The organism is Bifidobacterium sp. ESL1133 (genome assembly GCF_058107325.1).
On sequence record NZ_JBYLUI010000001.1, the window covers coordinates 113,783 to 133,387 of the forward strand.

Annotated in this window: 17 protein-coding genes; 16 read left to right on the forward strand and 1 reads right to left on the reverse strand. The window is 59.4% G+C overall.

Going from position 1 to position 19,605, the window contains the following annotated elements:
* Nucleotides 1–38: 38 nt before the first annotated feature.
* The 16 genes from AC3B5A_RS00475 to glnA all read left to right on the forward strand — a co-directional run bounded on the left by AC3B5A_RS00475 (nt 39) and on the right by glnA (nt 18,447).
* The gene (locus tag AC3B5A_RS00475; RefSeq protein ID WP_489797993.1) at nt 39–1,559 is read left to right on the forward strand and encodes a glycine--tRNA ligase; all 1,521 of its coding nucleotides are present in this window, start codon (nt 39–41) and stop codon (nt 1,557–1,559) included.
* 1 nt (nt 1,560) lies between these two features.
* Complete coding sequence (gene dusB / locus AC3B5A_RS00480; RefSeq protein ID WP_489797995.1) at nt 1,561–2,730, forward strand: tRNA dihydrouridine synthase DusB; 1,170 nt, start codon at nt 1,561–1,563, stop codon at nt 2,728–2,730.
* Nucleotides 2,731–2,845: 115 nt separating this feature from the next.
* Nucleotides 2,846–4,117 carry a cell division protein FtsZ gene (gene ftsZ / locus AC3B5A_RS00485; RefSeq protein WP_489797997.1) on the forward strand — a complete coding sequence of 424 codons (1,272 nt, stop codon included), beginning with the start codon at nt 2,846–2,848 and terminating at the stop codon, nt 4,115–4,117.
* A 31-nt stretch (nt 4,118–4,148) separates the two neighbouring features.
* Nucleotides 4,149–4,607, forward strand: a complete 459-nt coding sequence (locus AC3B5A_RS00490; protein ID WP_489760906.1) for a cell division protein SepF — start codon at nt 4,149–4,151, stop codon at nt 4,605–4,607.
* 28 nt (nt 4,608–4,635) lie between these two features.
* Entirely contained in the window at nt 4,636–4,914 is a 279-nt protein-coding gene (locus AC3B5A_RS00495) for a YggT family protein (protein ID WP_489797999.1), read from the forward strand.
* Nucleotides 4,915–5,046: 132 nt separating this feature from the next.
* Entirely contained in the window at nt 5,047–6,303 is a 1,257-nt protein-coding gene (locus tag AC3B5A_RS00500) for a DivIVA domain-containing protein (RefSeq protein WP_489760904.1), read from the forward strand.
* A gap of 22 nt (nt 6,304–6,325) precedes the next feature.
* The gene (locus tag AC3B5A_RS00505) at nt 6,326–6,874 is read left to right on the forward strand and encodes a signal peptidase II (RefSeq protein ID WP_489798001.1); all 549 of its coding nucleotides are present in this window, start codon (nt 6,326–6,328) and stop codon (nt 6,872–6,874) included.
* Nucleotides 6,871–7,797, forward strand: coding sequence for an RluA family pseudouridine synthase (locus tag AC3B5A_RS00510; protein WP_489760902.1), 927 nt, complete (start codon nt 6,871–6,873; stop codon nt 7,795–7,797). The genes AC3B5A_RS00505 and AC3B5A_RS00510 overlap by 4 nt, the downstream gene beginning before the upstream one ends.
* A gap of 63 nt (nt 7,798–7,860) precedes the next feature.
* The gene (dnaE, locus tag AC3B5A_RS00515) at nt 7,861–11,415 is read left to right on the forward strand and encodes a DNA polymerase III subunit alpha (RefSeq protein WP_489798003.1); all 3,555 of its coding nucleotides are present in this window, start codon (nt 7,861–7,863) and stop codon (nt 11,413–11,415) included.
* 88 nt (nt 11,416–11,503) lie between these two features.
* Nucleotides 11,504–12,883 (forward strand): histidinol dehydrogenase, encoded by a 1,380-nt coding sequence (hisD, locus tag AC3B5A_RS00520; RefSeq protein WP_489798472.1) that lies wholly within the window; start codon nt 11,504–11,506, stop codon nt 12,881–12,883.
* Between the two features lie 68 nt (nt 12,884–12,951).
* Nucleotides 12,952–14,154, forward strand: coding sequence for a histidinol-phosphate transaminase (locus tag AC3B5A_RS00525; protein ID WP_489798474.1), 1,203 nt, complete (start codon nt 12,952–12,954; stop codon nt 14,152–14,154).
* Nucleotide 14,155: 1 nt separating this feature from the next.
* A complete protein-coding gene (hisB, locus tag AC3B5A_RS00530) occupies nt 14,156–14,755 on the forward strand; it encodes an imidazoleglycerol-phosphate dehydratase HisB (RefSeq protein WP_489798004.1) in 600 nt (199 codons plus the stop codon).
* Nucleotides 14,755–15,672: a hypothetical protein gene (locus AC3B5A_RS00535; RefSeq protein WP_489798006.1), complete on the forward strand. Its 918-nt coding sequence runs from the start codon at nt 14,755–14,757 to the stop codon at nt 15,670–15,672. The genes hisB and AC3B5A_RS00535 overlap by 1 nt, the downstream gene beginning before the upstream one ends.
* Nucleotides 15,669–16,301 carry an imidazole glycerol phosphate synthase subunit HisH gene (gene hisH, locus AC3B5A_RS00540; protein WP_489798007.1) on the forward strand — a complete coding sequence of 211 codons (633 nt, stop codon included), beginning with the start codon at nt 15,669–15,671 and terminating at the stop codon, nt 16,299–16,301. The genes AC3B5A_RS00535 and hisH overlap by 4 nt, the downstream gene beginning before the upstream one ends.
* Before the next feature lie 46 nt (nt 16,302–16,347).
* Entirely contained in the window at nt 16,348–17,085 is a 738-nt protein-coding gene (priA, locus tag AC3B5A_RS00545; RefSeq protein WP_489760896.1) for a bifunctional 1-(5-phosphoribosyl)-5-((5-phosphoribosylamino)methylideneamino)imidazole-4-carboxamide isomerase/phosphoribosylanthranilate isomerase PriA, read from the forward strand.
* 24 nt (nt 17,086–17,109) lie between these two features.
* Nucleotides 17,110–18,447 carry a type I glutamate--ammonia ligase gene (gene glnA, locus AC3B5A_RS00550; RefSeq protein WP_489760895.1) on the forward strand — a complete coding sequence of 446 codons (1,338 nt, stop codon included), beginning with the start codon at nt 17,110–17,112 and terminating at the stop codon, nt 18,445–18,447.
* Nucleotides 18,448–18,596: 149 nt separating this feature from the next.
* On the opposite strand, the gene AC3B5A_RS00555 is transcribed toward glnA, so the two are convergent.
* Nucleotides 18,597–19,571 carry a hemagglutinin gene (locus tag AC3B5A_RS00555; RefSeq protein ID WP_489760894.1) on the reverse strand — a complete coding sequence of 325 codons (975 nt, stop codon included), beginning with the start codon at nt 19,569–19,571 and terminating at the stop codon, nt 18,597–18,599.
* Between the last annotated feature and the right edge of the window lie 34 nt (nt 19,572–19,605).

Sequence of the window (19,605 nt, forward strand, 5' to 3'; positions counted from 1 at the left end):
TCTTTATCCGTTGTTGTCTTTGACCAGAAGGTGTGATTGTGGCTGTTTCCAAACTTGATGAGGTGGTGTCGCTGGCTAAGCGGCGCGGATTCGTGTTCCCCGCCGGGGAAATCTACGGTGGTACGCGCTCGGCTTGGGACTATGGCCCGTTGGGTGTGGCGCTCAAAGACAATATCAAGCGTGAGTGGTGGCGTTCCATGGTCGTCACCCGCGGCGATGTGCAGGGCGTGGACACATCCGTCATCCTGCCTTCGGCGGTATGGAAGGCTTCCGGCCATGTCAGCGTGTTCAACGATCCGCTTATCGAATGCCTGAACTGCCACAAGCGTCAGCGTTCCGACAAGCTTGAGGAGTCGTGGGCTGAGAAACACGGCGACAAGATGCCGGAGAACGGACTGAAAGACATTGCTTGCCCCGAGTGCGGTACACGTGGTCAATGGACTGAGCCTCGTGACTTCAACATGATGCTGCGCACCCAGCTCGGCCCGGTGGACGATGACAACGCCCTTCACTATCTGCGCCCTGAAACCGCACAGGGGATCTTCGTGGACTTCAAGAATGTCATGACTTCTTCGCGTTCCAAGCCACCGTTCGGTATTGCCAATATCGGCAAGTCCTTCCGCAACGAGATCACGCCCGGCAACTTCATCTTCCGCACCCGTGAGTTCGAGCAGATGGAAATGGAGTTCTTCGTGGTGCCCGGCACCGATGAGGACTGGCATCAGTATTGGATTGACACGCGCACCCGTTGGTACACCGATTTGGGTATCAACCCCGAAAACCTGCGTCATTATGAGCACCCCAAGGAGAAGCTCTCGCACTACTCCAAGCGCACGGTCGACATCGAATACAAATTCGGCTTCAAAGGTTCGGATTGGGGCGAGCTCGAGGGCATCGCCAACCGCACCGACTTTGACCTTTCGGCACATGCCGAGCATTCCGGCGAAGACCTGAGCTATTTCAACCAGGCTACCGGAGAGCGTTTCGTGCCGTACGTCATCGAGCCGGCAGCTGGCCTGACGCGCTCTCTTATGGCATTCTTGGTGGATGCATACGATGTTGACGAGGCTCCCAACACCAAGGGTGGGGTGGATCGCCGTACGGTGCTGCGTCTCGACCCGCGCCTGGCGCCTGTCAAGGCCGCGGTGTTCCCGCTGAGCAAGAAACCCGAACTGCAGGGCTTGGCTCAGGATTTGGCTGCTGACCTGCGCCAGCATGATTGGATGGTGGACTACGACGAGTCCGGTGCCATCGGCCGTCGTTACCGCCGTCAGGACGAGATCGGCACCCCGCTGTGCATCACCGTGGACTTCGACACCATCGACGACCAGGCCGTGACCATTCGCGAACGTGATTCCATGAGCCAGGAGCGTGTGAGCCTGAGCAAGGTGGCTGATTTCGTGGCGGAGCGTGTGGGAGAGAAGCGCACTCGCTACCCGCAGGGACCGATCAACATTGTTGGCACCAAGGCTGCGGATGGCGGCAGCGATGTAGCCAAAGAGTCCGGCATCGACACCTCTGAGCCGGTCAAGGTCGCGCAAGCAGGTGGGTTGTACTAACGTGCCCGATGTAGCTGTACCTTCTGCCATCGCCCCGATTGATCTGGGGCCGGTGCATGTCCCTACACCAGTGGTGCTGTCTCCCATGGCCGGCGTTACGAACTGGCCGTTCCGCGTATTGTGCGAAAGCTACGGTCCGGACGGCCTGTATGTGGCTGAGATGATTACCTCACGGGCTTTGGTGGCGCGCAATCCGAAGGCATTCCGGCTGTGCAGGTTCGCACCCAGCGAGAAGATCCGCTCGCTGCAGCTTTACGGTGTGGACCCCGAGATTACCGCGCAGGCCACGAGAATCGTGGTGGACGGTCATATGGCCGATCATATCGATTTGAACTTCGGCTGCCCGGTACCCAAGGTGACCCGGCGTGGGGGAGGTTCCGCCCTGCCCTGGAAGACGGATCTGTTCCGAGAAGTCATCCGCCGCGTGGTAGAGGTATGTAATCCCGCCGGCATTCCTGTGACAGCCAAGATTCGTGTCGGTATTGACGCCGAGCATGAGACGTTTTTGGACGCAGGCCGCATCGCCGAAGACGAGGGATGCGCAGCGGTGACTTTGCACGCCCGCACCATGGCCGAATATTACGGCGGTCATTCCAACTGGGACAAAATTACCGAACTGGTGCAGGCCTTGGATATTCCGGTAGTCGGCAACGGAGATATCTGGGGAGCCGAAGACGCTCAGGCCATGGTGGAGCAGACCGGTTGCGCCGGTGTGGCTGTGGGGCGTGGCTGCCAAGGGCGCCCTTGGCTGTTCGCAAACATTGCCAACGCGTTCGCCGGCAGCGACGAGCGGCTTGACCCGAATCTCGGCGAAGTGTGCGCCATCATTATGAAGCATGCCGGTCTGCTGGTCGAGTTCTATGACGGTGACGAGCAGATGGCCGTTCATGATCTGCGCAAGCATATGGCTTGGTATCTCAAGGGTTTTCCTGTGGGCGGGCAGACGCGCCGTGCGTTCATGGAATGCGAGACGCTTGACGATGTGCGGCGCCAGATGGACAAACTCGACCCTGAAGTGCGCTATCCCGAGAGACTGATGGATAAGCCGCGGGGGCGTGTTCGCTTTGCGAAAAAAGTGCATGTGCCTTACGGCTGGTTGGATTCCAGAACCACCAGCCACGAGGAACGTGAGGAATTATTCGGCAACGATCCGATGGACGCCAGCTATTGACGAATCGCCGGTGCAGTGGATTGTTTACACGAACGTTACGACGCACGACGCGAGTCAAGTCAACTTGGCGGCGTTCTGCGGTAGAGTTACAGATATACGTGAGTGACAGGAGACAATGGTGAGCGAGATTGCCCAACAAGACAATTTCAACGACAAGACCAGCATCAAAGTGGTCGGTGTCGGTGGTGCCGGTGGCAACGCCGTCAATCGAATGATTGCTGAGGGGCTGCAGAACGTTGAATTCGTAGCGATTAATACCGATGCAAAGGATTTGCTCCGTAGTGACGCGGATGTGAAGATCTCGCTGAGTGACCATACCAGTCGTGGCCTTGGCGCAGGTGCTGACCCTGAGAAGGGGTCCAAGGCCGCGCAAGACCATCAGTCCGATATCGAGGAGGCCCTCAAGGGTTCCGATATGGTATTTGTCACATGTGGCGAAGGTGGTGGCACCGGTACCGGTGCCAGCCCGATCGTGGCCCGTGCGGCACATCAGCAGGGTGCGCTTACCATCGCTGTGGTTACGCGCCCCTTTGAGTTCGAAGGACCGCAGCGTGCCGCTTCAGCTACGTTGGGCATTGAAAACCTTCGCAAGGAAGTCGATGCGCTCATCGTCATCCCCAACGACAGGCTTCTGGAGCTTTCCGACCGTACCATCGGCATCGTCGATGCCTTCAAGACCGCGGACACCGCTCTGCTGGCCGGTGTGCAGGGCATTACCGACCTTATCTCCATGAACTCCTATATTCACGTAGATTTCTCTGATGTGACCTCGATTCTTCGCAGCGCAGGCACTGCACTCTTCGGCATCGGCTCCGCCCGCGGTGAAGATCGCGCCACTCAGGCGGCCGAGATTGCCATCAGCTCCCCATTGCTCGAAGAGAGCATCGAAGGTGCCCACGGTGCTCTTATCAACATTGCCGGCCCCACCGATTTGGGCATGCAGGAGACCAGCGCCGCAGTGGAGCTTGTCCGCCGCGCCATCCATCCGGAAGCACAGATTATCTGGGGTCTTGCTCTCGACGACTCCTATGGCGATGAGGTTCGTGTCACCGTCATCGCGGCAGGGTTCGACAGCACGTCAAAGAAGGATGACGGCGATGCTCAAGATTCTGTTGAGTCTGCACCAGCCGAAGTGCCGGAGACTGTGGAGCAGCCTGCTGTGCAATCAGCTCAGCCACAGGCTCAGCCTGCAGTGCAAGAGCAAGTCCGTCAGCCTCTGCAACAGCAGTTCGTAGCTCCCAATACGCAGGGCGTTCAGGGGGGTGCCGCCCCCTCTACTGTGTACCGTGATCCGCAAGGCCGACCAGTTGCTGGTCGCGTCTATGAGGAGCCAGACGACTCGGCTGATGAGTTTGGTGACCTCGACATTCCGGATTTTCTGCGGTAAGGTAACGACTGCACACTGAAAGAGGGTTCTTATGGCTGGTATCATGAAACATGCCATGTCTTACTTGGGCATGGCCGACGTTGTTGACGAGGACGACCTGGACGAGGAGGACACTCCCACTTCGGCGTTTGACTCCGACCGCACTGTCACGCCTATGGTGCCGCAGCATGAGGAACCCATGGAATCTTCCGAGACATCAATGAACCCGTTCCAGAGCAAAATCAACCGCATCACCACCATTCATCCACGTTCGTATGAGGATGCGCAAAAGGTGGGTCGTGCAGTGCGTGACGGTATTCCCGTGGTTCTCAATCTCACCGGTGTCTCTGAATCCGTGGCCTATCGCATCGTCGACTTTTCGTCTGGTGTGGTATTCGGCGTACGCGGGTCCATCGAGCGTGTCACCCCGCGTGTCTTCCTGCTCAGTCCCGCACAGGTGAACATCAAAGTAGAGGAATCCAGGCCGGATTCCGACGATGAACTCTTCTAGCTGAAGTTCCGGCGCGTTCCGAGGGAATATGCTCTTTCTGCTGTACTCCATCATTTCGTGGCTTATCAACGTCTACTCGATGGTGGTGCTCATACGCACCATCATCGATTGGGTGTTGGTGCTCATGCCGCGCTGGCGTCCCGGCCCGACGCTCGGTAGTATTTTTAATGTTTTCTACGTTCTCACCGATCCGCCGTTGCGTTGGCTGAGACGCTACATTCCCATCGTGCGCATCGGTGCCATGGGCATTGATTTTAGTCCAGTTGTGCTGATTCTGGGACTCGAAGTGCTCAATTTCCTGCTTTGATGCAGGTCAGCGAATCCGGACGGGAACCCAAGAGACCAATAATCGGTGTGTTCTGCGCTACTGGGACAGGATTGTGCTAGCATGGCTTGAGGAACAACAGTCGCGTCAGCGCCCAAAGTGAGGTAATAGTTTATGGCTTTACTAACGCCTAAGGATATTCGAGAGCACAGTTTCAACACTGTTCATTTCAAAGAAGGCTATGACGTCGACGAGGTGGACGAGTTTCTCGACGAAGTCACCGAGACCGTAGATGTGCTGAGCAGCCAAGCGGTGCGCGGCGGACAGTCCGCACAGAGTGCAGGGCCAGAGGTAGGTAAGCTCAATGCAAAGATTGCGGAGCTGAACTCGCAAGTGCAGTCTCTGACGCAAGAGAACCAGTCCTTGAAGGCAGCTGGATCCAAGCAGGGAGCAACCGCTCAGCCGGCCGTGGACTCTGCCAAATTGAATGAGGCGGAAGAGAACAACCGCGCTCTGGTCTCCCAGAATCGCCAGCTCAAGGATCAGGTTGATCGTCTCAACGTGCAGGTGGATCAGCTCACCGCTCAGGCCGCCAAGACGCAGGGCTCAGGCGATTTGACCAGTCAGCTTACCGCATTGCAGCGGGAGCGTGACGAGGTGCGCTCCAGCAACGAACGTCTGAATCGTGAACTTTCCCGGTTGCAGCAGCAACTGAACCAGACTCGTTCGCAGTCCGATCAAGTACGGGATCTGAACCGCCAGCTCGAAGAGGCCAAGAGCAGGGAGAGTCAACTGCGCGCCCAAGTGGCGAAGATCGAGCCCAGCACGGAGACCGGCAGCCTGCAGAAGATCGCAGGAGCTGCCGCAAACGGTGACAACGAGGCCGAGCGTGCCACGGCGATGCTGGCGCTGGCCATGCAGCTGCACGACCAGTACGTGGACAAGGGCAAGGCCAAGGCCAAGGAGATTACCGACTCCAGTCAGTCCAAGTACGACGAGATTATCGCCAAGGCGAACGAATATTCATCCCGCACCCGCTCCGAAGCCGAGTCTTACGGCAAGCAGGTGAAGGAGAAGGCTGAGTCCTACGCTTCTCGCAAGCGTTCGGATGCCGACCTCTATGCCAACCAAACGCATGAGGACGCCGATGCCTACGCACGCAAGGTGCGCGCCGATGCCGCCGGATACGAGACCGAAGTGCAGCGCAAGGCGAACGAGTATGACACCCGTACCCGTTCTGCGGCAGATGTCTATGCACGTCAGGCGCACGACAACTACGAGTCTCAAGCCAAGGCCGCGGAGGAGAACATCCAGAGCCTCAAGCAGTTCGAGACTGAGTACCGTGCCCGTCTGAGCGATTTCCTGCACCAGCTGATGACGCAGGTCTCAGACGTCGATACGTACAGCAAGATCGAGCGCTCCGGCCGCTGATTGGCGAAGCGTGGAGATGACTGTGAAGGTTCAACAACGGCTGTGCACACGCACAGCCGTTTTGTTGTGTGTAACCGCATTGGTGCTGCTCGCAGACAGGTGTTCAAAGCTCTGGGCGCTCAGTGCGCTGAGCGATGGCCGTTCTGTGCGTCTTCCCCTCGGACTTGGGCTTACCTTGGTGCGCAACCCTGGTGCATCTTTGGGTATGGGATCTTCCAGCACATGGCTGATTTCATGCCTGGCGATTGTGGCATGCGTGGTTTTGGCGCTATTGGCACTACGCACCCGGCATATGGTGTGGACGGTGGCGCTGAGTCTGGGATGCGCTGGAGCGTTTGGCAACCTCATCGACCGTGTGATATATGCAGACGGATTCCTCAATGGTCGCGTTGTGGATTTCATTGACTACGGGTGGTCCGTCGGCAATGTGGCAGATATCGTACTGCTTGTGGCGGCCGTGATGGCTGTAGTGCTCATCATGGTTGGCGTACCGTTTGGCGCGGCCGACCACACTGACCATACCGAACGCACCATCGATCCAGAAAGTGCCGGGCAAGGAGATCGGTCATGAGCCATGTGGTACCGGTTCCAGATGCACTGGTGAACCGTCGTTTTGATGTGGCGGCGGCAAAAATGCTGGGTGTGTCCAGATCGAAAGCCGCGGAACTGGTCGAGAGCGGTGAAGTGTCGGTACTGGGACGCGCCCTGCCCAAGTCAGGTATGCTGCTGGCAGGCGACATGGTGAACGTTGACATCCATGAGGAAGACACTCCGGTTGAACCGTTGGCGCAAGACATGGCAGTGGTCTACGAAGACGACGATGTCGTGGTGGTGGACAAGCCAGTGGGTGTGGCCGCACACCAGTCGGTGGGGTGGACCGGCCCTACCGTGCTGGGCAGTCTGCTGGCACGTGGCGTGCACATCACCTCGTATGGAGCTCCTGGACGGCAAGGCATCGTCAGCAGACTCGACGTGGGGACGAGCGGACTCATGCTGGTGTGCAAGTCGGAACTCGCCTACAAGGAGATGCGCCGCCAATTCTCCGAGCACGAAGTGGTGAAGACCTATCATGCGCTGGTGCAAGGCAACCTCAAGCAAGACAAGGCCACCATCGAGGCACCCATAGGTCGTGCAAAAGTTTCCGATTTCCGCTTCGCTGTGCTTCCTGACGGCAAACGTGCGGTAACGCATTGGGACGTGCTGGAACGTTTTGGCGAGGCGACCTTGGTGTCGGTGAACTTGGAAACAGGTCGCACGCACCAGATTCGTGTGCACTTTTCTTCGATCGGACACCCATTGGTAGGAGACCCGATGTATGGCAGCAACCCGGTGGTGGCCAAGGAACTGGGACTGGAACGCCAATGGCTGCATGCCATGAAGCTGGAGTTTCGCCATCCGCGCACCCACGCGTGGACCACTGTCGAGTCTCAATATCCGCCGGATTTGGCGGCAGCCCTCGCGGCAGTACGCCAACGCGCCAGCTCGATACGCTGACCCGGTTGCTGAGGCCGCCTCTTCGATAGGCATACGGTCGCAATGAGTCGGTAGGGTGGAGGCATGGCTCATTCGGGAAACTTCGTGCAACTTCACAACCACACCCACTATTCGCTGCTTGACGGCGCTTCGAAGATTCCGAACCTGGTGGCGCGTGCCAAAGAGCTGGGTATGCCCGCCGTCGCCATCACCGACCATGGCAACATGCATGGCGCCTACGAGATGTGGACCGAGTCGGTCAATGCCGGCATCAAACCCATCATCGGCATCGAAGCATATGTGACGCCTGAAACCGCGCGCCAAGACAAAACCCGTGTGCACTGGGGCACTGAAGCCCAGCATTCCGACGATGTCTCCGGCGGCGGCCTGATCACCCATATGACCATGTGGGCCGAAACCGACGAAGGGCTTCGCAACCTGTTCAAAGCCTCGTCCGTGGCCAACTTGGAAGGCCGCGTACAGCGTTACCCCCGTATGGATTACGACGTGCTTGAGCAGTACAGTGCCGGTGTGATCGCCTCCTCCGGCTGCCCATCAGGCATCGTCCAGACCCGTCTGCGCTTGGGGCAGTATGATGAGGCGTTACGTGCCGCCGGCCACCTGCAGGACATTTTCGGCAAGGAGAATTTCTACATCGAGCTCATGGACCACGGCCTGAGCATCGAGAAGCGGGTATTCGAGGATCTGCTCAAGATCGCCAAGGCGCTGGATGCCCCGCTGCTGGCCACGAACGATTCCCACTATGTGAACGAAGAGGACCGCCAAGCGCAGGATGACATGCTCTGCATCAACTCCGGTTCACGCCTCGATGACCCCAACCGGTTCAAATTCGACGGCTCGGGATACTACATCAAATCCGCCGAGCAGATGCGTGACCTGTTCAAAGACTTCCCTGAAGCCTGCGACAACACATTGGAGATCGCCGAACGGTGCAACGTCATGTTCGACGACCACGAGGACGGCGCCTACATGCCGAACTTCGACTGCCCGGACGGCTGGGATGAGACCTCGCTGTTCCTGCATGACGTGCAGGCGGGTCTCGAAAAACGTTATGACGGCAACGTTCCCGAGGACGTGCGCGCCCAGGCCGACTACGAGTGCGGCGTGATCTGCCAGATGCAGTTCTGCGGCTACTTCCTGGTGGTGGCGGACTACATCAACTGGGCCAAGACCCACGGCGTAATGGTGGGGCCGGGCCGAGGCTCGGCGGCAGGCGCCATGGTGGCCTATGCCATGGGCATCACCGAACTCGACCCGCTCAAGCACGGGTTGATTTTCGAGAGGTTTTTAAACCCCGAGCGCGTCTCCCTGCCCGATATCGATATCGACTTCGACCCCGACGGCCGCGCCAAGGTGCTCGACTATGTGGGGGAGAAGTACGGGCACGACAAGGTGGCGCAGTGCGTCATCTACGGCACCATCAAAACCAAGCAGGCCTTGAAGGACGCCGCGCGCATCATGGGCTACGAGTTCTCCGTGGGCGAGCGGATCACCAAAGCCCTGCCGCCGAGCAAGAACGGCAAGGACGCGAGCCTGAAAGAAATGTTCGACCCCACGTCCAAGCGCTACGCCGAGGCCAAGGAATTCCGCGAGCTCTACGAGGCCGACCCGGATGCCAAGCGCATCACTGACGAGGCCAAGGGCATTGAGGGGCTGATCCGCCAGACCGGTGTGCACGCCTGCGCCACCATCATGTCCGCCATTCCCATCACCGACTCTTCGCCGCTGCTGGAACGCACCGACGGCACGGTGACCACCACGTTCGAATACCACACGTGCGAAACGTTGGGATTGGTGAAGAACGACTTCCTTGGCCTGTCCAACTTGACGGTCATTCGAGACACGTTGAAGAACATCGAGATCAACGGCAAGGAGTCCATCGACTACACCAAGATTCCGCTTGACGACAAAGCCACGTACGAGCTGCTCTCCCGGGGAGACACTCTGGGCGTCTTCCAGCTCGATGGCGACGGCATGCGTGCTCTGCTCAAGAGTCTGAAACCTGATAACTTCAACGATATATCCGCACTCATCGCTCTGTACCGACCGGGCCCCATGGATGTGGATTCGCACAACAATTACGCCAAGCGTAAGAACGGGTTGCAGGAGATCACACCCATCCACCCGGAGGTGGCCGAGGCACTGGCCCCGGTGCTCGACGAGACGTATGGTCTGATCGTCTACCAGGAGCAGGTGCAGTCCGCTGCGCGTATTTTGGCCGGTTACTCGCTCGGTGAGGCAGATGTGCTGCGCCGTGCCATGGGCAAGAAGAAGCCCGAGGTGTTGGCGCGTGAGCAGGTGCCGTTCTTCGAGGGCATGAAGCAGCATGGCTACTCCCAGGAGGCGGCGCAGGCTGTGTGGGACATCTTCGTGCCGTTCGCGGGCTACGCCTTCAACAAGGCGCATTCTGCGGCGTACGGGCTCATCTCGTACTGGACGGCGTACTTGAAGACGCACTATCCGGTGGAGTTCATGGCGGCCCTGCTGCAGAACGAGCGCACCAATAAGGACAAGACCGCACTGTATCTCGGTGAAGCGCGACGTATGGGCATCCAGGTGCTGCCACCGGACGTGAACGAGTCGCGCCTGGAGTACGCGCCTGTGGGCGACGTGGTGCGCTTCGGACTGGGTGCCATCCGCAATGTGGGTGACACCCCTGTGCATGACATCATTGCCGAGCGCGAGAGCGGACGGGGCAAGTTCGTCAACTTCATGGACTTTGTGCGCCGCGTGCCGATTTCCGCCCTCAACCGGCGTTTGGTGGAATCTCTTATCAAGGCCGGTGCCTTCGATTCCATCGACCCCAACCGTCGTGCCCTCTTCCAGATTCACGAGTCCGCCATCGACTCGGTGGTGAGCCTCAAACGCAAGGAGGCGGAAGGCCAGTTCGATCTCTTCTCCGATTTGGATGATGACGGGGGAAGTGACGCGATGGGCGATGCCCAGGTGCAGGTGCCGGACATCGAGGAATGGGACAAGAAGACCAAACTGAACTTTGAACGCGAGATGCTGGGGCTGTATGTTTCCGACCATCCTCTTTCGGGCATGAGCGCCGTGCTGGCGGGGTTGCGGGACATGTCCATCGCGCAGCTCATCAACAGTGCGCAAAACTCGGGGGATGGCCGGCAGGTTACCATCGCCGGGCTGATCACCAGCGTGGATCGGCGTGTATCGAAGAAAGGCAACCCATGGGCCATCGTGACGGTGGAAGACATGGAAAGCTCGGTACAGTGCATGTTCTTCGGCAAGGCCTACACCACATACGCCCCCGATTTGGCCCTTGATCAGATCGTACAGATTCGAGGTCAGGCGGAGCAGCGTGACGAGAGCGTGAGCCTGCGTGCCATGGAAGTGGTGGTACCCACCATCGAGGACGATGACGGCAAGCCGTTGATCATCACCCTGCCCATGCAGGCACTGGATAGGGGACGAGTGATGCAGCTGGGGCAGATCATCTCCTCGCATCCCGGGTATTGCGAGGTGCGTTTGGCGGTGCTTGACTCGGACGGCAACGCTCAGGTACTCACGTTTGGTGACCGGTTCCGCGTCAAACGCGAGACCGCGCTGTTCGCGGAGATTAAAACGGTGTTCGGCCCCAAGTGTTTGCCTGCGGCGTGAGTCTGCGTCTCAGCATGTGACATAGTTGTGCTCTGTGGCGCATTCCCAGCCGGAAAGTTGCTAGGATGGCGCTATGAACGATACCATGATGCGAACCATCGATCTGCGGGGCAAGGCCCTGTCCAAAGCACAACTTCTCGAAGCCATGCCGCGTGCGGCCATGGGTACCGGCGACGCCGCACAAGTGGTGCGCCCCATTCTCGAAGCGGTCAAAGAGCACGGTGCACAGGCACTGCGCGACTACGAAGAACAGTTCGATCATGTGCACGTGCATCATCTGCGTGTGCCGCAAAGTGCCATGCAGGAGGCGCTGGAGAAGCTTGACCCCCAGGTGCGCAAGTCCATCGAGGAGTCGGTGACCCGTGTGCGTGCGGTATGCCAATCCCAAGTGCCGCAGGACTTCCACACCGATTTGGCGCCTGGCGCCCGTGTGTCGCAACGTTGGATTCCCGTTGAACGAGTGGGACTGTACGTTCCGGGGGGCAAAGCGGTGTATCCCACCTCCGTCATCATGAACGCGGTGCCGGCTCAGGTGGCCGGTGTCAAGTCCTTGGCCATCGCCACGCCTCCCACTCCCGGTGGGGACGGCCTGCCCAACGCCACTATTCTGGCTACGTGCGCCATTTTGGGTGTGAGCGAAGTCTACGCCGTGGGAGGCGCTCAAGCAGTAGCCATGTTCGCCTATGGAGCCAAAGGGAGCGAACCGCAGGACGGGGAGGTGCTGTGCGATCCGGTCGATAAGATCACCGGTCCGGGCAACATCTTCGTAGCCACTGCCAAAAGTCTTGTCTCCGGTATCGTGGGCATCGACGCTGTGGCAGGCCCCACGGAGATTGCCATCATCGCAGACGCCGGCGCCAACCCGAGCTGGCTGGCTGCCGATCTGATCGGCCAGGCGGAACATGACGAGCTCGCCGGCTCCGTGCTCATCACCGACAGCGAGCACATCGCCCAGGCCGTGCAGAGAGATCTGGAACATCGCGTGCCCCTGACCGAACACGCTGAACGAGTGCGTACCTCGCTGTCCGGCAGCCAATCAGGCATCATCCTTACCGATTCGCTTGATCGTTCCATCGAAGCGGCCAATGCGTATGCCGCTGAACACTTGGAGATCCAAACCGAGCATCCGGACGAGGTGGTGCCGCGCATCATCAACGCCGGCGCCATCTTCCGTGGCCCCTACTCGCCGGTGCCGCTTGGCGACTATATGGCCGGGTCGAACCACGTGCTGCCCACTGGTGGCACAGCGCGCTTCAACCCCGGTTTGGGCGTCCACTCGTTCCTCAAACCCGTGGAAGTGGTGGAATACGACGAGGAAGGTCTCAAAGCAATCGCCTCGCGCATCAACACGTTTGCCGTGGCCGAAGACCTGCCGGCTCATGGGGAATGTGTGCTCAGTCGTTTCGTCGACGATCCGTACAACAAAGCCACCTTGGCAGCTCAAGAGGAAACGGCAGGATTGCGATGAACGACCGGCAACAAGCTGAGAGCGCCAATGACAGCTCTACTGCCAGCGCTACGGTTGGTGCTGCCGGTATGGCAGACAGCAACCAGCAGGCCAGCGCGCCCGGCGATCAAGCCTCTGCGCGACGTGCTCTGCCGCTGCGCAACGATCTGCAAAACGAGGAACCATACGGTGCCCCACAGCTCGACGTGCCGGTGTGCCTCAATGTCAACGAGAACCCATACCCGCCTTCACCGGCAGTGGTGGACAGTATCGCCCAAGCCGTACGCCGCGTGGCGCCGAGCCTTAATCGATACCCGGATCGTGAACATATAGCGCTGCGCGGGGCGCTGGCAGATTACCTGAAACGCGAATCCGGCGTGGCGCTCGCTGCCGAGCAGTTGTGGGCCGCCAACGGATCCAATGAGATCATGCTCGAACTGTTCCAAGCGTTTGGCGGTCCCGGGCGGTCGGCGCTGGGTGCCGCTCCCACCTACTCCATGTATCCCGAGTATGCGCGCGACACGTTCACCGACTGGCAGGTGGTGGGGCGCCGGGACGACTTCTCTTTGGATCTTGACGCATTGCTTGCGCGTATCAGCGAACTGAAACCGGCCATGGTGCTGCTCACCAGCCCCAACAATCCCACCGGCACATTGTTGCCGCAAGATCAGCTGCGCACCATTCTCGACTTCTGCAAGAGTGCGAGTGTGGCCGGGGCCGGTCCCGAAGTGCATCCGTTGGTAGTGGTGGATGAAGCCTACATTGAATTCAGGGATCCGGGCGTTCCTTCGGCGGTTGAGCTGCTCGACGAATATCCGGCGCTGGCGGTGAGCCGCACCATGAGCAAGGCCTTCGCGTTCGCCGGTACTCGTCTGGGCTACCTGGCTGCAGCCCCGGCAGTGGTGGACTGCTTGCGCATAGTGCGCATGCCCTACCACCTGTCTGCAGTCACTCAGGCCACCGCATTGGCCGCGCTCGAGCATGCCGACGAACAGCTCAGCCAGGTCGAGCATCTGCGCCGCACCCGTGAAGCCACGGCCGCATGGCTCAAGACGCTGACGTGGCATGGTAGGGCACTTGCCGTAGCTCCGTCGCAGTCAAACTTCCTGATGTTCGGTGGGGGTTTTGAAGACCGAGAAGCGATTTTCGAAGCAATGCTGGAGCGGGGTGTGCTCATCCGGGCCGTGGGCCCTCAGGGCTGGCTGCGCGTGTGCATGGGAACCGATGAGGAGATGGAAGTGTTCCGCTCTGCCTTGACTCAGGTGCTCGCTACCATGGAAGCGGAGGGATGACATGGCACGAACTGCTGCGATTACAAGGCAAACCAGCGAATCAAGCATTGAGTTGAGCTTGAATCTGGACGGTACCGGCAAGACTGACATCGACACATCGGTGCCGTTTTTCAATCATATGATGACTGCGCTCGGCAAGCATTCGCTTATCGACCTGACTATCAGAGCCCATGGCGACACCGACATCGACGCACATCACACCGTGGAAGATACTGCCATCGTGTTCGGAGAGGCGCTGAAACAGGCACTTGGCGACAAGCGCGGCATCCGCAGGTTCGCCGATGCCACGGTGCCGCTTGACGAGGCTTTGGCGCGTGCAGTGGTGGACATCTCCGGAAGGCCTTACGCTGTGTGCACCGGTGAACCCGAAGGGTTCCAGTACGCGATGATCGGCGGGCATTTCACCGGATCTCTGGTGCGCCACGTCATGGAATCCATTGCCGTGCACGCCGGCCTGTGCCTGCATATGCAAGTGCTGGCAGGCCGCGATCCGCACCATATCGCCGAGGCTGAGTTTAAAGCGCTGGCCCGTGCCCTGCGTGTGGCGGTGGAACCTGACCCAAGAGTGGACGGAGTGCCGAGTACGAAAGGAACGCTGTAGTGGCGGGTAGCAACCGGGAAGATAACACGTTCGACGATGGTGCATTTGATGCGCAGGTGCCGTATGAGTTCAATATGGACGACCTGTTTCCGTCAGGGATGAGCGAGGAGAGCGCATCGGGAGAAAGTACCGGCACCCACGGCGAGGGTGAGGGTGCGACTGCGCATGACACCGATGGGATGAACGGTCCTGATGCGGTGAATGGTACCGGCGGTGACTCGCATGAGTCCGGTGAAGATGCGCATGCTCAAGGAGCTGAAACGGATGATTTGGCGCAGTTCGAACGCGAGTTCGGTCAGGCTACGCAAGCTGATTTCGATGCCGAATTGGATGGGCTGATCGGCAACAAAGCCAAGGCTGCCATGCTCATCACCGGTCTGGTCTCCGCCGAGTTGCTTACCGCGTTCTGCTCGCTTACGGACATTGCCGCCGACTGCATGGCGGACGAGCATGGTGCTGTGGCCGTGTTGCGCAATCTTGACGGTGACGCTCCCGAAGCCGCTGCTTCAAGCCTGTCCCGCATGGTATCGGGGATGCCGGTGGTGCTGGCCGTCAACCGTGCGGATAAACTCGCATCAACGTTGTACATGGACGGCGAAGCGGGGCAGGAGTTTGCACCCCCTGTGCTGTTCGCGTCCTCGCCCCGGTTTGTGGAAGATGTGATGCTCGGCATCGTCTCATTGGCGGATCTGCAAGCGCAGGGGCAGCCGACGTTCGACTCGTCGTCGATGGGACGGTTGAAGGCCATGAGAACCGTCAATTCATTCGTGCGTCAGGCGCAGAAGGCAGCCAAAGCGCAAGAGCGTGCAGAGCGCGACCAGGACAGGGGCGCAGATGCAGGCACCGGTGCCGAGGATTCCGGCAATGCCGGCGATATCTCGGGAACCGACCCGGCGGACGACGGGAAACGCTCATGAAACGAGTGGTGGTGTTCGATTACGGGTTCGGTAACGTTCGCTCTATGATGCGTGCCTTGGAACATGTGGGCGCGCAGGTCGAACTCACCGCCGATCCCCAGCTCTCGTTCGAGGCAGATGGCCTTGTGGTTCCGGGAGTGGGAGCGTTCGGCGCATGCATGCAAGGCATTGAAGCCGCACACGGCGCGCAGATCATCAACCGTCGTCTGCAAGCAGAGCGGCCGGTGTTTGGCGTGTGCGTAGGGCAGCAGATCATGTTCACCTCAGGCAGTGAACACGGCATGGCTGTACCTGGTCTGGGGCTGGTGCGAGGCACTGTCGAAGCGCTGGATGCTCCTCGCGTGCCGCATATGGGCTGGGACACGGTGCAGGCTGCTCCCGACTCCACACTGCTTGCTGGGGTGGAAGATGAGCGTTTCTATTTCGTACACTCCTACGCGGCAATGAACGCCGAATCCGCCACTGATGCGCTGCATGGCGAGCCGTTGAAGGTAACCCGTTGCAACTACGCGGGCAACGATTTTGTGGCTGCGTTGGAGCAAGGACCCCTGAGTGCTACTCAATTCCACCCTGAAAAGTCGGGGGACGCCGGTGCCGTGCTGCTGCGCAACTGGCTGAACACACTATAGGCTGAACACAGAGAATGCAAAGACGGAAATAAGAACGGAGAACCTCATGCTGACATTGCTCCCCGCAGTAGACGTAAGAGACGGTAAAGCGGTGCGCCTGGTACAAGGGCGTTCCGGATCGGAAACCGATTACGGCAGCCCGCTCGAGGCGGCTCAGGCGTGGGCGGACGAAGGTGCACAGTGGATTCACCTCGTCGATCTCGACGCCGCGTTCGGTACCGGCGACAACCGCGAGCAATTGCGCAGCATCGTCGAAACGCTGGGTGAACGAGTGCACATCGAATTAAGCGGTGGCATCCGGGACGACTCCAGTTTGCAGGCCGCTCTCGACGCCGGCGCAGCACGAGTCAACATCGGCACCGCAGCTTTGGAAAATCCCGAGTGGACCGTAGCGGCCATCAAACGTTACGGGGACCAAGTGGCCGTAGGCCTTGATGTGCGAGGCCATACCTTGGCAGCGCGCGGCTGGACGCGAGAGGGCGGTGACCTGTTCGACACCATGGCCATGCTCGACGATGCCGGCTGCGCCCGGTACGTGGTCACCGACGTGGAGCGAGACGGCATGATGAACGGTCCCAACGTGGACCTGCTGTGCGAAGTGGCCGAACGCACCGAAGCAAAGATCACCGCGTCGGGCGGTATCTCGAGTTTGGATGATATTGCGGCTGTCAACGCATTGGGAAAGAGTGAACAAACCTCCAATGTGGACTCGGTCATCGCAGGAAAATCCCTGTATGCCGGGGCCTTCACCCTGTCTCAGGCGCTCGCCGTCACCGGCTTGTAATACGAGTGTGAGACCATGGGAGGCATGGATAAACAGCAAGAATTCGTAATGCGCACGGTAGAAGAGCGAGATGTGCGCTTTATTCGCCTGTGGTTCACCGATGTGCTGGGGACGCTGAAGTCCGTAGCCATTGCACCTGCCGAACTCGAGGACGCGTTCAACGAAGGCATCGGATTCGACGGGTCGGCCATCGAAGGCATGACTCGTCTTTCGGAAGACGACATGATTGTCAAACCCGACCCCTCCACCTTCCAGATGCTGCCTCAGAAAGGTGCGGATAAAGGCAGTGCGCGCATGTTCTGCGACGTGCTTACCCCCGAGGGAGAGCCCTCGCTCGGCGACCCGCGCCACGTGCTCAAGCAGGAGCTGGAACGTGCCAAGGAGAAGGGCTTCACCTTCTACGTACACCCCGAGATTGAGTTCTATCTCTTCGAGAGTCAAGACGACTGGAGCAAACCGCCGGTTCCGGTAGATCGTGGTTCGTACTTCGAACACCTGCCCAGAAGCTCCGGTATGGACTTCCGCAGGGCTGCGGTCAACATGCTTGAGCAGATGGGAATCTCTGTGGAATATTCGCATCATGAAGTGGGGCCGGGGCAGAACGAGATCGATCTGCGCTACGCCGACGCACTCATCACTGCCGACAACATCATGACGTTCCGTACCATCGTCAAGGAAATCTCCATCGATCAAGGCATTCACGCGAGCTTTATGCCCAAGCCCTTGACCGATGAACCCGGGTCGGGCATGCACACCCACCTCAGTCTGTTCGAAGGGGATTCGAACGCGTTCTATGAGGCTGGACAGGAATTCAACATGTCGCTTATCGCCCGTCAGTTCGCTGCCGGCATCCTCTACCATGCGGCTGAAATCTGTGCGGTGACCAACCAGTATGTGAACTCCTACAAGCGCTTGTGGGGAGGCAACGAGGCACCCAGCTACGTGTGCTGGGGGCACAACAACCGTTCCGCCCTGCTGCGTATCCCGCAGTACAAGCCAGGCAAGGGCAACTCGGCGCGCATGGAGTTCCGTGCGCTCGACTCGGTCACCAACCCCTACCTCGCCTTCTCAGTGCTCTTGGCGGCCGGCCTTGACGGCATCGAACAGCAGATGACGTTGGGGGAGCCCACCAGTGATGCGGTGTGGAAGCTCACCGATGCCGAACGTAAGGCTATGGGCATCGAACCTCTGCCCGGCTCGCTCGACGACGCGCTGTCGATTATGGAAAAGTCCGATTTTGTGGCCGGGGTGCTCGGCGAGCAGGTGTTCGAATACTTCCTGCGTAACAAGCACCATGAGTGGGACGACTATCGTCGTCAGGTGACCACGTACGAATTGGAGCACTTCCTGCCCAAGCTGTGATGCGTGGCTGTAATATATGGCTGAGATGTAGCGGTGTTGTCTGGAGAAGCAACACCGCTTTTTTGTTGTACATCGTTCCAATCTGTGGCGTATATAGTGGCGCATAGTGCTTGGACGGGCAGCTATTTGGAGGGCAACAGCGAGGATGTTTACTTGCGCGGGTCGCCGAACCAGTTGCTGTAAATAAGTGAGAAATTGCGGTTGCCGTAGCTCGAGCAGCCATCTCCCTCGCCGTAGCCGGCACTGAGAGCGGCCTCGTTGGGCTGATAGGGTGTATAGACGTAGAGTAGGGCCGTGGCGGCGGTAGATATGTAGACCTGTGTGCCGCCGCACTCCTTGTTGGGATGGTACTGCACATAGTTGAGCGTGCCGGAATGATATGGGTATTGCTCGGCATGGGCCTGATAGTACTTGAACCGTTTGGCGGCACCATAGACCTGGCGGAAGAATCCGGCATATTGGGGATCGCAGTCCGCGTCGTCGGGGCAGCTCAACCCCATGGCCGATTTGAATTGGAAGTCGGAGGCTGGGGTGGTGGAGAGCAAGTGCTGCTCCTTTTGCAGCATGGTCAGGAGCACCTTCTCGCTGATGCCGCAGGCTTGGGCGGATTTGTAGACGATGGCGCCGGCACTCTCGTTGCCGGGGTCGGTGTAGGCCTGGCACAGGTCGTCGGCGGGTTTACTTTCACTGGGGAATGTGCGTGCCGCAAGGCAGTTGGCTTCGGTGCAGCTGCGCGCCGGGTCGGCGATGAACGCCTCCACTTCGGCTTGACTCATGGCGTCTGCGTTGAAGAACTGCGCGTCGGAAATGATATTACCCGGGTCGAAGTTGTACTGTTGCTCGGACTGTTGTTGCCGGTGTTCCGCCTGGCTTACCTCCACACGCCATTGCACGACGCGCACCAATCCCATGACAAGTGCCATGGCGCAGATGGCCGCGATGACGGCGAGCGCGACCGCTGTGGTGCGAGTGGCCACGTTCGCCTTGTTCCAGCGTCGGCGCAACTGATTGCGCCATGAGGCAGTACGAGAGTTGCGTTTGGTGTTCTTGGCCTGTCGTTTGCGGCCGCTCTGGTTGCCGCGTCGGCGGCGTGAGGGGTGCGAGGAGCCGTGATGAGAAGCCATATCCCGATGCTACCGCATGGCACTGAATGGTGAG